The sequence below is a fragment of the Mucilaginibacter phenanthrenivorans genome, assembly GCF_024721155.1.
Classification (GTDB): domain Bacteria; phylum Bacteroidota; class Bacteroidia; order Sphingobacteriales; family Sphingobacteriaceae; genus Mucilaginibacter; species Mucilaginibacter phenanthrenivorans.
Window position 1 is genome coordinate 84,917 of record NZ_JAHVAP010000011.1, and the last position, 15,019, is coordinate 99,935.

Consider the following 15,019-nt stretch of genomic DNA (forward strand, 5'->3'; position numbering starts at 1 on the left):
CATTAGCATTGCAATACCAAAGACCATGAGAATAAGAAAGATGAATGCGTTGTTACTAATAGCGCTGCTCCCCGGAGTGATGAGCAGTTGTTCAAAGAAAAGTAATCCTAACCCTGCGCCGACCAAGACAGATACCGTGGTGGTTCGCAAGCAGTCGCCGGTTGGTGATGTGGTTGGCAAGGTGATAGTTGGTTACCAGGGCTGGTTTGCAGCAATAGGTGACGGATCGCCGATTAACCTGTATTGGCATTGGACCCAAACCTGGGAGCAGCAGCCGTCGCCAACTAATACCGGAATTAGCGCGTGGCCCGATGTCCGCGAGTATACCAGCACTTTCCCAACAAAATATCCCAATTTAAATAACGGGCAGCCGGCAACTGTATTTTCGTCATTTAGCGATCAAACCGTTGATATTCAGTTTAAATGGATGAAGGATTATGGCATTGACGGCGCTGCCCTGCAACGCTTTAATCCCAGCGGCCTGGAAGGCCCTATACGAGACGCTATGGCTGCTAAAGTAAAAATAGCCGCCGAAAAAAATAGTGTTAAATTTTACATTATGTACGATGTAAGCGGCTGGGCAAACATGGCTACCGAAATGGAAGCTGACTGGACAAGCAAAATGTCGGCGCTTACTTCATCTGCGCAGTATGCCAAACAAAATGGTAAACCGGTAGTATGTATCTGGGGCTTTGGTTTTAGCGATGATAACCACAATTTCACTTCCGAAACTTGTACCGCTGTGATCAAATGGTTTCAAAGCAAAGGATGTTATGTTATCGGTGGTGTGCCAACACATTGGCGCGATCAGAATAGTGATTCAAGACCCGATTTCTTAACCACATATAAAACTTTTGACATGCTTTCGCCATGGATGGTGGGGAGAATTGGCAATGCCAATGAGTCTGATGGCTATTATACAAATACAAATAAGGCCGATGAATCATATTGCCGCAGTTATGGCATTGACTATCAACCCTGTATATTACCAGGCGACCTGAGTGCCCGCCAAAGGGCACATGGCGATTTTATGTGGCGGCAATTTTACAACATGACCAAGGCAGGCGCCCAAGGCCTTTATATCTCTATGTATGATGAATTTAACGAGGGTAATCAAATAGTTAAAACAGCCGAAAGCCAGGCATTTGTACCATCAGGACCAAGAATTATAACAGACGGAGTACCTGGCCCAAATTTCATGTCACTTGATGAAGATGGCACAGCTTGCTCGTCCGATTATTATTTGAGATTGACCGGCGATGGTGCTAAAATGTTTAAGGGTATAATCCCGCTTACAGCTACAAGGCCGACAAAACCAACGCTATAAACAACAAATCAAACCCTTATACATTTAAGAAGCGGGTTGATCGGGAGATCAATCCGCTTCTTTGTTTAACCCCTACTCAAATATTGTTATTGAGAGTTATAAAATCCGCTGGATTGCAAGGGTGAAATGACAAGGGCGGGATGTCATACTGAGGTACTCGAAGTATGCGGGCAAAGGCCTCTGCTCCATGCTTGGCACGCGAATAGGCCTCTGCGCAGCTCGCCGTTCGACAGGCTCAGGGTGAGATCCCATCATACATTTATATAAACTTGTCATTGCGGAGAGGAACGACGAAGCAACCTGGTAGCCTTGCATATCCGCCCTGCTCGCGACGAGGTTGCCGCGCTACGCTCGCAATGACAATTTTGTAAATAACAACAAAAAAGTATGTCCGGATCTCATCCCGGACATACAAAGTTATCTGCAATCGATAACATTAACTAAAAACCAGATCAACTTATTTACACCTGGATATTTTCAACGTCTTCAATACGCACATCCGCATATTCACGCATCCGCACATCAAAATTATTTCACGTAAAAACTCCCTCTCGCCCTTATATCTTCGGACGAGCTACCCACCATAACTTTAAACTCACCGGGTTCAACAACCTCCTTCATTTGGCGGTTCCAAAGCATTAATTCCTTATTATCAAGCTTAAAGTTTACTATCCCGCTTTCACCTGGTTTAAGGCTGATGCGTTTAAATCCCTTTAACGATTTTACCGGGGTTGTAACGCTGGAGATAACATCGCGCAGGTAAAGCTGAACTACTTCGGTACCCTCGACCTTGCCGGTGTTCTTTATGCTTACGCTCACATTAACGGAGCCGTTAACAGGGATATTTGCCGGACTGATATTTAAACCCGAATACTGAAACGTGGTATAGCTTAAGCCATGCCCGAACGGGAAGAGTGCAGATGTATCCTGATCCACGTATACGTGTCTTGAGGTGGGTTTATGGTTATAATAGTATGGTAACTGCCCAACTGACCTCGGAAAAGTCATCGGCAGCTTGCCGGACGGGTTAACGTTTCCCAGCAATACATCGGCAACAGCCAGGCCGCCCATATCGCCCAAAAACCACGACTCCACAATAGCAGGGATTTTTTTGGCTACCCAGTTTATGCACAGGGGTCTGCCATTAAACAGTACCACTACCGTAGGTTTACCCGTTTTGTACACCGCCTGGATGAGACGTATTTGCTGCGCATTAAGGTCGAGACTGGAACGATCTTTTCCTTCGCCCACTTCATTGATATCCTCGCCTAAAACAACTATGGCAACGTCTGAACCATTAACTGTATTGACAGCTTTTTGAAGATTCTCCGATTGTGCGGATGAGGATGTATCTGATGAATAGCCTGTTTCAAATTTAACATCCAGCTTATCGCCTGCCCTTTGTTTAAGGGCATCAACTATAGCAACTCCCCTGCCCTGTTTATTAGCATATCCACCCAAATACGTGCTTTGCGCTAACGGACCGATTACGGCAACTTTGTGTACATTCGGCCCCAACGGTAGAACTGAATTTTCGTTTTTCAACAAACTGATCCCCTCCTGGGCGGCCTGTAACGCAACTGCGCGACTTGCATCGGTACGGTTTACCTTTTTTAGAAGGCCTTCCTCTATATACGGGTGATCAAACAAGCCCAGCATAAACTTAACCCTCAACACGTCTGACACTGCCCTATTAAGACTGGCTAATGATAGTTGTTTACTTTTTAGAGCCGTGGTCATAGCCGTTAAAAACTGCGGATGCGGAAAATCATAGAACTGCATATCCAGCCCTGCATTAATAGTTTGTGCAAGAGCGTCAACGGGGTCTGATGCTACGCGATGACTATTCAGGGACATCTTTATTGCGCCTAAATCAGACAAAACGAAACCCTTAAAACCCCACTCCTTACGCAGCACATCCGTAAGCAACCAATGATTGTCTACACATGGAATACCGTCAATTTCGCTGTAGGCGGCCATCATCCCCATTGCTCCGCCCTCTTTAACAGCCTTTTCAAACACATATAAAAATGATGAACGCGCTTCCCTTACACCCATATTTACAGGGGCCATATTGCTGCCTGCTTCGGGAATACCATGAACAGCGAAGTGCTTGGGTTCGGCCAATACCGCATCAGGGTCACTTAGTTTGTTGCCTTGCATACCCTTTACCATTGCTACGCCATTGGCGGCGGCCAGGTAAGGGTCCTCGCCATACGTTTCCTCTACGCGTCCCCAGCGTGGGTCGCGGGGTAAGCAAAGCACCGGGCCTAAGATCATATTAACGCCGTGTGCGCGCACTTCGGTTGCAGCTATCCTACCAGCCTTGTGCACAATAGTAGTGTCCCACGCGCCGGCTAATGCCATCGGTGTAGGAAATGTAGTGCTGCCCAGCCCCTCATAACCATGCAGGCCCTCTTCAATAAATAATACCGGGATACCAAGACGCGTTTTTTCGAGGGCGTATCGCTGGATCTGGTTGGTGATTGCCGCAGTCAATGGATAAAGATCATGCACCGAGCCGATGCCGTGCTTGCCGATGTTAATTTTTGCGCTGTCAGACATTGACTCCGCCTCGTGTCCGCGCATATTGGCGACTTCGTGGCCCCAATACATATCCAGCTGCCTGATCTTTTCCTCAACAGTCATCCTGCTTAAAAGGTCGGCGACACGTTTTTCTATGGGCAGTTTAGCATCCTTATAAGGAAGTTTTACAGGTGGTTTCGGGTTGTTAAATGAACAAAACGATATTGTTAAGAGAGCCAAAATTGAGGCGTTCTTTTTCTGCATACAATTTAATATGATAAGTTAATTTAATGCGGTGCCAGCCGACCCGGCACCAGGCTATAATTGTTTATAGGGCTAAACTATACGGGATAACTAATAAGAGATTAATAAAACATTAATCTCTTAAAATCTATATAAAAAGGAGCTTTTAATTGCTTTTTTAATGGTTAATGCTGAGAAATTACTGCACAATTGAGTTAGATCTATTAAAATTGCACTGCCTTTTTCAATCCGTTATAACTGATTATTTTGTCAGCTTTTGCTATCTCCCCGCCAACACCATGATTTGAATTAACCAGTACTACGTTAAACGTCCGGCTGGTTAACATATCGGGATACTTTCCCTTACGGGAATCGATGGTGAGTGTTCTCGCTTTATCATTCCAGGTAAATTTGGTGGTCGAATAAACACCTTTTTCGTAGTTATAATTATCATTTTCGTCCTCGTGAAGCGTAAATGTTCCATCAGCGCCCGGGTATACTCTCAATTCAATGTTTTTCAGATCTTTTTCACCGGTATATTGCTGAAAAGGCCCCATCGGAATTATAGCGCCTGCCTTTACGTATAAGGGCATAATATCAACAGGGCTTTCCTTTTTAATAAACTGCCCGCCTTTTATTTTATCAGAAACAATATCGCCCGACCAAACAGTTGTCGCATTCCGTTGTTGCCCGGCAAAGGCAGATCGTGTCAGTATAAATACGCGTTTATCCACAGCTGTTTCGCGCTGGTGCTCGTATACTCCCCCAATTAAAGCCTTTGAACACTTCTTTATTTGGTATGATTAATTGGAGCAGGTACAGTTTCCGTAAAGGGAACCTGTTTCCTCAGCATTTTACCCGCACATCCGGTTAGATACAAATAATAGTCGTTGGGAATATCATCCTCATAAGTAACAAAATGACTTAAACCTACCGGCGGATTTTTTGAAGCCTTAAGAATAGCTGTACCCTCATCAACCTCATCAAACATTGCTACGTACAACATATCTGCACCTGCCTTTATAGCGCCTGCAATTTGTTTCCAATAGAAATGGCCGCGGTTACGCGGGATTTGGTTTTGCGGGGCACGCGGATTCATGTTATGCCAGCTGAAGCCGGGGAAAACTGTTGGCACATAATCAACTTTATAATCTTTACACCAAGCTATATCGTCGCCTATCCTTTCCTGGAACGCAGGGTATCTTGTTTCATCAAACCGCCCTACAAACCATGGGTGAATTATATCTACCTTCTTTAAAAGATCAAGCAGGTGCGGGTCCTTTTCAGTGTCACTCCCGAAATCGCGCCAGTAGGTTGGTACGCCAAGCAATACAGCACAGCCGCCATAAACCGGGTCGTTCTTTAAAAAATCGATTATTCTTTCCGCTTCGGCGAGGCCGTATTTACGGTGGTCGTTAAACCCAACTCCCCATACCGCAACTAATGGTTTGCCACGGTGATACAGCCAGGTTTGTTTGTTACCACGATTTGTTAACTTCATACTGTCAATCAAATGCTTCCAGTCCTTAATAACCAGCGAATCACCACCTGCACCCATACCGGAAAGGTCATACATCAATGAAATGGCCCTGTGGTACTTTTGTGCCGATTTTAGCGCATTACCCAAAACCGCGTCGTTGTGAAGACGACCGTGCCCGCGCTGCACATCGCCAATAAAGCGCTGTACAAATACGCCATCGATGCCGTATTGCTGCATCCATTTAAAGTGAAGGTCAGTTGATGAAGCGTCGTATGAACTGTATAGCAAGGCGTCACTGCCGTCTGCCAGTTTAAATGGCGATTTATAGGTCTTTTTATATTCGCTCACATCAGGCCAGATATCGACGTTGGTGCTGCCCGGTTCAAACCTGCCGTGCGACAGGTAATGATTCCATCCTCTGCCTGCGCCATCATCCGGCGCATTGAACCAGCCCTGGTAACCCGCCATTACCAATCCCTTATAACTTTTAAACGCAGACGTTTTGCTGTGCTTACGCTGACCGTATGCAACAGCGCATAGCAGTAGCAGCAAGATGCTAAAAACTTGTTTTTTCATCAGGATAAATTTATGTGTGCTTTGTTTTTTGGTTAGATCAGATTCCCCAGCTTTTATTAGGTTTTGGGCCCATTTCCAGTTCGAGCAAACCTCCGGACACCAATTGCTCATGTGTAAACCATGGTTTATTTAAAACCTGCCCGTTAAATTTTGCGCTCTGGATGTATTTGTTAACTACCGAACAATTGTTGGCTATCAGCTTAAACTGTTTACCATTTGGCAGGTTGATGGTAACCTTGCTAAATACCGGGCTGCCGATCGTATAAACAGGCTTGCCTGGCGTAATCGGGTAAAAACCCATGGAAGAGAACACCACAAAGGCCGACATACCTCCGCCATCTTCATCACCCGGAATGCCAAAGATGGTATCCTTGTACCAAACATCTAACAAAAAGCGGATACGTTTTTGGGTTTTCCACGGTGCACCTGCGTAGTTATAAAGGTAAGGGATATGGAAGCTTGGCTCGTTACCCATGGAGTATTGACCAACCAAACCGGTAGCATCAGGAAATTTGGCCCAGAATTCATATTTGCTGCGGTCAAGACTCTCGCGGAATGTTTGATCAAGTTTTGCCTGTAAGCCGTCGTTACCACCCATTAAATTGATCAGCCCCGGGATATCCTCCTGCACCTGCCATAGGTAGGTCCAGCCGTTGTTTTCATCGTAATAATCGCGACCGCCCATGCCTCCGTCAAATTTGGGGTCGATGTTGATCCAGTTGCCGTCCTTATCCTTGGGAATGAACATTTTTCTATCCGGGTTCCAAAGGTTTTTGTAATTGGCCCCTCGTTTGGCAAATGTTGCCGCATCGGCTGACTTCTTCAATTCTTCCGCCAATTGACCAACAGCCCAATCGTCATAGCTGCCGCCAAGTGTTACAGCTACAGCTTGTCTTTTCTCGAACGAATGCACCAGGCTCACCGTTTCCTTTTCGCCTTTTTGCAGGGCTGGGAAAAAGCCATTTTTATAGTAAAAATCATCCAGTTCGCACTTCGGGCCATTCTCCCATGGCAGCATGGTGGCCTGCGTAGCATTTTTCAGGATCCCTTTATAGGCCTTATCTACATCAAAGCCCCGGATGCCCTTGCGGTAATCATCCAAAAACATAACGGTGGAGTGAAAGCCGTTCATACAAGGATTATCGCCAAATAAAACCGGGAACGTTGGCATCCAGCCACTTTGCTCATACATATTCACATAAGAATTCAGCATGTCCGATTCCATAGCGGGGTTTAATATTGATCTCAGCGGGTGCAGGGCTAAATAAGTATCCCAAACCCAATCATCAACATAAAACGGCCTTGTGCTGTCATGGATCTTTTTATCGTAACCGCTATAATAATGCCCGTCTTCATTAATGTTTACCATTCGCTCGTTACTGCGGTACAAAGCGGTATAAAATGAGCGGCGTTGTGCCTCGGTACCGCCTTCAATCTTTATCTGGTTTACAACTTTCTCCCAGGCAGCTTTTCCGGCCTGAGTTAAAGCGGTAAAATCAACACCTGTAAACTCGTCCTTAAAGTTTTGTTTGGCTTGCTCTGGGCTTACATACGAGATAGCGTATTTAAACTCGATATTATCCGGCGCATCTGCAGAAAATGTGATAAATGAGTGCACGCCTTTACCTTCAACCGATGTTTGGGTAGATAATGCGCCATCCTTAATTACACCGGCAGTTCCCTTTGCATTAAACTGCCCGTAAACGTAAATTTTAATATCATCATGGTAGGTTTCCATACCGGTAAGCGCATTACCACCGGTAAAGTTCCATTTGGCGTCACCATCGTTATAAACACTAAAAAGTATGCTTTTGGTAGCCGTTTTAGCGGGGAATGAGAATTTATAGTCGCCCACCTTTTTGCCGGGAGCAAACTCAACGGTAATATCCTTATCAATTAAATAGGTTGAGTAATACCATGGCCGGGTAATCTCCAGATCGTTATCATACGGCATCTTCTTTTTCCATGAATCAGGAGCAACGGGCTTATCGTCCGGTTTTATGGCGAAAACTTCCCCCAGCCTGTGCGATACCATATTGAGCGGAAAGCTGGAGATCTGGTCGTCAATATAATCAGCCCGTTTTGGATACATCCTGACCATTTGGTTAGGCAGGTGCATGGTTGGCCGGGTGGGCTCCAGCAATTGCCCAACGTTACCGATGCGCGGATCAATATATTGCAGGTTGCTTGTGTCGGCCTGGGCATAACAGGCATTTATTGCAGTAATACCGCAAAAAGCCGATAAAATAACCGGCCTTATTAACCGGGTAATGTTCATAACCATCTGTTAAGTTTTATAATTGGTTTATAGCCTCAAATTTGCCCACAAACCTTAATGAACTATTAATATTTGATTAACAGGGAAGAAAAATAACGTTTGTAACAGATTTATTCAAGAATTGAATTGAAATCGCGGTTAAACGCCTCGCCGTAAATCACTTTATACTCCTTGTTAAAGCTTTCAAATGTGTTTTTTGCCAGCGAGTGTTTGCCTATATGCGATAGCGCTTTGCATTTTATGATCATCGCCTCTTCGTTAACCGGGTCGAAGTAGAAAATATCATTGGCCAGTTTGATCAAAAATTCCGGGTCTTCAGCTATTTCAACACTGTTTGCAAATTGAATATAGGAATCGATGATCTCGTTCGATACCTCAGACTTAAAGGCGTCCAGCCATTCGTACTCGATATTCGATAAAAAGTTACCCCTTTGTGTGATATGGGTAAGCTGGATAATTTTTTGCTTATTCAGTTTATTTTTGTTCGATACGATATTGAGGTAGGTATGGTAATCGACAAAGATGCTGTTGTAATCGATCTCAATCTTCCAATAGCCGGTATCCTTTGATAAATGACAACCACCCATTTTATCAAGCAGCGATTTTAACTTAGCAATATTTACCGAACGGTTGTTGCGGGCACTCTTCTCCGACTTATCAAACCAAAGGATCTCGTTCAGCTTCTCGGAGCTTACTCCCCTGTCCAGCTTTATCGAGTACAATACAATTACCAGGAAAAGCTCCCTCAATAACGGTGTAAAATATTTGGTGATTTCATTTCCCTCTGGCGTGAATAATTGCAGATCACCAAATAAAAATATGGTGTTCTTATTGTTATGTTTGGTATGATCGCCCTCCTGATCCCCTGCCTGCGTAACATCGTAGTGAGTCGTAGTTTGCAATTCTTCACCCAGCTTAATAAATTGCCCGGCTGTTTTTGCCTTTTTATGGCGACGATAAAGAAGGAAATACAATGCAATTAATAATGCGACAATGCAAATAATCATTATCCATACAAGGATATTGGCGGGCGCGTTCTCAAATATCTTGCTTGTCAACGGTTCAGGCGGACTTAACAACGAGTAGATCTTTATCCTGGTTTGCTCATTTTCCCTGAACAGCGTAACCGCCAGGAATTTCTTGCTATGTGGGAAGTAACACATATCGGCAAACGAATGAATGTCATGAAATTTATAGGGGATGGTATCTCCTACCAAATGATAATCAGACTTATTCAGCGAACCCTCTATAAGCTGCAGGCTCGAATTAAATTTATGCTGCGGAAAAATAAGGCCATAGTATGATTTTTGCTTTTGATTGATCACTATAGAATTAGCAAATACAAAATCCTCACTGGTCGTATTTATGGTAAACAGTTTTTTAAACGATTTATCCTTAACTGTAAACCGCATCATATCGTAAATATTTCGCGGATTCACTATTTGCTGACCGGATGCGCTGCCGTAACCACCAATGATGTAAGCGGTATCTCCTGTTGCGGTTGTGCCTAAGCCTGCGAGGTAACGCGGGGTAAAGGTATCGCCCTTAACCTTTACCTTTTGCCAGGTACCGGTGGCAACGTCATAACGTTTAACACTATCTTTATATACCAATTGTCCATAACCACCTATGGTATAAATGGAACTATCGGCCTTGCTGAAAAACTTGTTCAGGTGGCCGTTGTCAGTAGAGGGATTTTTAAAAGCCTTGTCCCATCTGCCGCCGGTAATATCATAAGTAGCAATAGCCTTTTGATCTATGTAAATATAGTAGAGCTTATTACTGTTGAACAATGCCTGGTCGCCGGGCACTAAGGTTTGCCTGCCTGAATTATAGGCCACGCTTTTTAACTGCGGTTTTTTATTCACTAAAAAGGTTACCAACGAATCTTGGGAGACAATGTAAACCACTTCGTTTGCTGCATCAAACGCCACACTCACATCGCCGGGCACGGTAAACTCCCGTTCCAATTGCCAGTTGCGATGGCGCGATTTTATCCATAACGGGTTGGTTACCGTTCCGTTATTTTGACTTACAGTTTCGTTGGCAACGTTACCATCCCATTCGTTTAAGGGCCAGTTAGCCAACAAACTACCATTTTGCAATATATTTACATCCCTTATTTTCAAAGGAGGAAGATCGGTTGTTTGATACTGACGATACGAGTTTGCGCCGAAAAGCAATTTATAATTCTTGCTTTGTTGCAGGTGAACCCCCGATTCAGAAAACGATTCCCGACCTGAAATCACGGTGATCTTATCTTTTTTATAGTCAATGAGTAACCGCAGTTTGTTCCAGTCATTGAACAAACGTTTATCATCAATGTTGAACGATACTTTTGAAAGGCTCTCTCCTATAATTATCTTGAAGTGCTTAGTATTAGCCTGGTTGTCATATACCAGGTCGATATTTTGTTTATCATCGCCAATAAGCCTGAAGATATAGCCGAAATAGATTTCGTGATTAGGAATGAATGATAAATCGAATGACAGCTCAAGGTTATCCTTTTGGGCAACATTGTTGAGACTAAGATCAAGGGTGGTGCGTTTATCCTGTACAACTTCGTGGCTATAAAATCCAAGCCCGTATGATTGCGCATTGGCAGGCAATATGAACTGGATATTTAATAAAATAACCGCGGCTATCCTGGATAAAAAGAATCTCATGTTGATAAGTACACACTAAGCATTAAAACTTAAGTACCCCGAACTGTATAGTTTATAATTAGGTAAAAAACAACAATCGTTTTTAGGCGATATGATGGCTAAATTACAATAAAACAGGTTACATTCAAAGATAATATGTGAGATAAGACGTTGTATGCCATTAATGCAGAATAAATGGAAACTGTATTAATTTAGCAAATAGTAATATTAATTTAACCCGATTGAGTGGGTCTCTTTTAAACCACCATGATTGCACCATCAAAAACTGTGCAGCATTCTGAACGTCATAACATTGGGCAAGTAATAATTTCGGGATGTGAAACCGGGGCTATTCCAAATAATCGACACAGGTGGCCTTCAAAATAAACTCAACTATTGGCGCCGGATTTGGAAAGCTATGCGGATGGTGTTTAAAGCCGGGCTTATGGATAACCAATATGGATCCGTTAAGCGCTTTTACCTTTTGCTCGAACAAAAGCGTATTCTTTTCGGGATCAACTGCCTCATCCTGCTCAGCCATCAGGTGCAGCATAGGGTAGCCGCCCTTAACAATTTGGGGTACTTTATCTATAGGGCTCGCTTTTAATGCAGCAAAGTCGCCGAGGTTTTTCAAATGAAAATCCTGTTTTAAAACTACCGAATCGGGCCAATATTTTAAATCCATCAGGGCGTTATCTGCATAAATACAGGCTACCTTATCCGGGTTAACTGCTGCCCAGTTATAAATATAGATCCCTCCCCTGCTCATTCCTTCTAGCACAGCTTTTTTACCTAAACCGGCATTGTTAAGCATCTTATAAAAGCTGTTCCAATGGCCTATGGCTTCATCGTTACCCAGCAATTCGGCAACATCACAATAAACAATGTGAAAGCCGCGCTCCAGGAGGGCGATATCCGCTTGCGGCTCATGCCCCCAAAAACGCGCCCGCCATACCCATGGATGTCCCTTTACGCTCCACTTAGGTTTTACCACCTTACAATCCCTGCCATCAAATGCAAATTCAGCGCATGGGTAGCCATAAAAGGAACTCGTTTTAAAAGGTTGTTTTATCTTACTGAAAATATCAAATGCAGTATCTCTGGGCTGAACAATAACATCATGTAATCTTTTAGCGGTCATCGTAGTTCCCTGCAGATCAGGATGAATGTTATCCGGCATCCATGCCTGGTGATTAACAAACATGGAATGCATATCAATAACCTCCAGGTGCTCGTCATAGGCTACCTGCCTTACGCGGGGGATAATATCATTAACAATTACTTTATCATTGATCTGGCTGGTATCAGTTAAAAATGCCGGGATAGGCAACAGTAATACTATCCGCGGGTGCGATGGTAATTGTGCAAAAGACCGGATCATATCATGATAGTCCCGCTCATATTCATTTAAATGAACCCGGTTTATCAACTTGCTGTCGTTACCTCCAAGATCAATAAACACAACATCAGGGCGGCTTTGTAATGCCTGCTGATAGGCTTGTGTATTCCAATAGCTCAGATCACCCTTGCGCAACATGGTGGCGCTGCTCACACCAAAATTACTAACCACATAATTTTTACCCAACAACTTTTGCAGCTGCGCCGGGTATGATTGCGTTGCCGGATCATTAAGTGTAGCGCCGTAGGTTATACTTGCTCCAATACAGGTTATCCTGGTTACAGCATTTACAGGTATGGCAATACATAAACTTAGAATTACACTTAAAATGAGCTTCATTTGGCTTGATTATTTTTAGTCAGATTTACAACATCAGCCATGCGGCTGGCGGGTGTCACTTTCAGGTTGAGAAGCTTTCCCTTTTCAACCTTACCTTCTACAGTTGTGTTATAAGGGGCATTAAGTTTAAAATCAGCATCCCAACCCGCGGGCCAGGCCGGTAAAAGCATTATTTTTTTGCCATCAACCTGCATCAGCATTTGCTGCAGGCCATTTTCGCCGTTGCCGCCATTGTCTTCATCGGGCGCATAATCATTTCCCTTGTCCCAAAATGCAGGGAATTTTAAATTAGGGTCTTTACGGGTGAGTGTATAGCTAACGTATTCTTTTGTTGTATTAGCATCACCTATCATAGCCGCCTGGATGGGATCTTGTACCCAGCAACCCTTCGAACGCTGTTTCCTGGCATTAAAAGTATTGATGGCCACCTCCAGGTTTGGTTTGCCCAAACCGTACAGGCGGAATGGATAGATCGCGTACAATTCCGGGTTTTCGCTATTGAATGATTTCGCAGTTTGCGGACCGGTATACGGTAAAAGTACCGTTTTACCATTATTATCCGCCATCGGCAAAGGCGGCAACTCGTTATAAAACTTTTGCCAGCCGGATCTTGTTTTTTCATCAACCAGGCTTGCGGGCAATTTTAGCATCCGGCTAAGCACAGCATGTAAACCGGCGATATCAGGTGCGGGGTTATGCACCTTCCAAAACATTTCGATAGCGTTATCAGGATCAAGCAAAAGCTTCCCTGTATCGTCACGTTTAAAATGCTGATCGAAAAACTGTAACCCGGCTGTGGCTACCGGTACCAGGGTTTTCTTGGCAAATGAAGCATTGCCGGTGTACTCATAATAGTCGAGCATCATCATACTTAACTCCAGTATTGGGGTAAAGTAGTGGTTAGTATAGTTTTGTTTAACCTCCGGTCCCATGTAATTAAGCCCACCCCAAAACGGTGCGGTCTCGGCAAAATAAGCGCCGCCATGGTGATAAAACTGCTGAACCTGCGCCTCATTTGCAGGCAGGATTTTAGCGTACATGTTAAACATCGGCAACATCATATCAAAATCGCCGGCCATAAGTCGCGGCCAATACATGGCGCGGGTGTTCTGGAACCAGTACTGCCCGCCCCAGGCTCTGAAATCGGCATTTTCATTTTTTGCAGGATTATCGATTACAAAAATGGACCCGTTGAATTTAATTGGATATGCACCCCGCCCTGCACACGCTGTAACAAAGCGTTGTAACAGGTAGCCTTGGGTAACTCGTTTTGCCTGTTCATCGCCAGATACAAATACGCGGCTGCGTCGCCAGAATTGTCGCCACCATTGCTGATGCGCAAGGCGGGTTTGTTCCAGTTTGATTTTTTCAATTTTATTAACCCGTGGTTCCAATTTTGAGAGCCACTCCTTCCCGTTTGCTGAAACTTTGGTTAAGGGATAAATAGAAATCAGCTGTGAGGTAACGCCCTTAACTGATTGCAATGTTGATTTATCCTTATTCACCAATCCACCGCCCTTTATAATTGCACCGAAAGTGAGGTTTGCCAAGTGGGGATCTGCGGTAGAAGCATTATGATGATACCAGGCTATCTGTGCTTTTTGATTGGCCAATATTGTATCCTCTAAACCTGCCCGCCAATTTTCAAGTTTTACGCTTATTTTTTTTGCATTTGCGCTTTTGGTTTCCACACGAATGACGGGATGATTAGCGTCGACCCAAACACGAAAACTAACTGCATCGAGTCCCTCCCCCTCCTGTACTTTTATTTCGCCATTGCTGAGTTTGAGTTCTTGTTTAAAGACAGTGCTTGTAATCAACGGATTTTTATCTACCGAAATCCGCACCGCACCCAGCTTCATCAGGATGCCGCCTTGTTTCATCCAAGGGTCTTTCTGCGATTCAGGTTCACCGCCCCAGGCATCGGTTTTACTTATGTAGAAAACCAGGTCGCCATTTTTCTCAACCCAAACATTAAGGCCGATATCGCCATTTCCCAAAGGCATGGATTGTGCTGAGCTAGGGCCGGGAGTATCCCAGGTTACATTATATGCGTCAAGGGGGGTATTGGATTGAAGTTTTGGCTTGACAGACTGCTGCGCGTAGCCCGAAGATGCTACTATTAAAAGCAACAGAAAGCCTGATAATTGGAAGTTTTTTCTTTTCATTTAGTTTATGCAGATGGTTGTTCGAATGTAGCGATACC

8 protein-coding genes are annotated in these 15,019 nt (G+C 44.1%); 1 reads left to right on the forward strand and 7 read right to left on the reverse strand.

Annotated features, from left to right (window positions below; translation table 11 throughout):
- The first annotated feature begins 25 nt into the window (after window positions 1-25).
- Window positions 26-1,327, forward strand: coding sequence for a glycoside hydrolase family 99 protein (locus KXD93_RS23805; RefSeq protein ID WP_258139900.1), 1,302 nt, complete (start codon window positions 26-28; stop codon window positions 1,325-1,327).
- A gap of 528 nt (window positions 1,328-1,855) precedes the next feature.
- Here KXD93_RS23805 and KXD93_RS23810 read toward each other — a convergent pair.
- The 7 genes from KXD93_RS23810 to KXD93_RS23840 form a co-directional block, all read right to left on the reverse strand.
- A complete protein-coding gene (locus KXD93_RS23810; protein ID WP_258139901.1) occupies window positions 1,856-4,117 on the reverse strand; it encodes a glycoside hydrolase family 3 N-terminal domain-containing protein in 2,262 nt (753 codons plus the stop codon).
- Between the two features lie 203 nt (window positions 4,118-4,320).
- Complete coding sequence (locus KXD93_RS23815) at window positions 4,321-4,890, reverse strand: DUF5110 domain-containing protein (RefSeq protein ID WP_308726306.1); 570 nt, start codon at window positions 4,888-4,890, stop codon at window positions 4,321-4,323.
- Entirely contained in the window at window positions 4,887-6,152 is a 1,266-nt protein-coding gene (locus KXD93_RS23820) for a glycoside hydrolase family 99 protein (protein WP_258139902.1), read from the reverse strand. Before KXD93_RS23820 ends, KXD93_RS23815 begins: the two co-directional genes overlap by 4 nt.
- Before the next feature lie 37 nt (window positions 6,153-6,189).
- Window positions 6,190-8,436, reverse strand: a complete 2,247-nt coding sequence (locus KXD93_RS23825) for a GH92 family glycosyl hydrolase (RefSeq protein WP_258139903.1) — start codon at window positions 8,434-8,436, stop codon at window positions 6,190-6,192.
- A 104-nt stretch (window positions 8,437-8,540) separates the two neighbouring features.
- Window positions 8,541-11,096 (reverse strand): Kelch repeat-containing protein, encoded by a 2,556-nt coding sequence (locus KXD93_RS23830; protein WP_258139904.1) that lies wholly within the window; start codon window positions 11,094-11,096, stop codon window positions 8,541-8,543.
- Window positions 11,097-11,424: 328 nt separating this feature from the next.
- Entirely contained in the window at window positions 11,425-12,813 is a 1,389-nt protein-coding gene (locus tag KXD93_RS23835) for a GDSL-type esterase/lipase family protein (RefSeq protein WP_258139905.1), read from the reverse strand.
- Complete coding sequence (locus tag KXD93_RS23840) at window positions 12,810-14,981, reverse strand: DUF5703 domain-containing protein (RefSeq protein ID WP_258139906.1); 2,172 nt, start codon at window positions 14,979-14,981, stop codon at window positions 12,810-12,812. The genes KXD93_RS23835 and KXD93_RS23840 overlap by 4 nt, the downstream gene beginning before the upstream one ends.
- Between the last annotated feature and the right edge of the window lie 38 nt (window positions 14,982-15,019).

Bases quoted from the DNA above. Each gene is read 5' to 3' on its own strand.
- KXD93_RS23805 (WP_258139900.1), top strand. From the start codon at position 26: ATGAGAATAAGAAAGATGAATGCGTTGTTACTAATAGCGCTGCTCCCC.
- KXD93_RS23810 (WP_258139901.1), bottom strand. From the start codon at position 4,117: ATGCAGAAAAAGAACGCCTCAATTTTGGCTCTCTTAACAATATCGTTT.
- KXD93_RS23820 (WP_258139902.1), bottom strand. From the start codon at position 6,152: ATGAAAAAACAAGTTTTTAGCATCTTGCTGCTACTGCTATGCGCTGTT.
- KXD93_RS23825 (WP_258139903.1), bottom strand. From the start codon at position 8,436: ATGGTTATGAACATTACCCGGTTAATAAGGCCGGTTATTTTATCGGCT.
- KXD93_RS23830 (WP_258139904.1), bottom strand. From the start codon at position 11,096: ATGAGATTCTTTTTATCCAGGATAGCCGCGGTTATTTTATTAAATATC.
- KXD93_RS23835 (WP_258139905.1), bottom strand. From the start codon at position 12,813: ATGAAGCTCATTTTAAGTGTAATTCTAAGTTTATGTATTGCCATACCT.
- KXD93_RS23840 (WP_258139906.1), bottom strand. From the start codon at position 14,981: ATGAAAAGAAAAAACTTCCAATTATCAGGCTTTCTGTTGCTTTTAATA.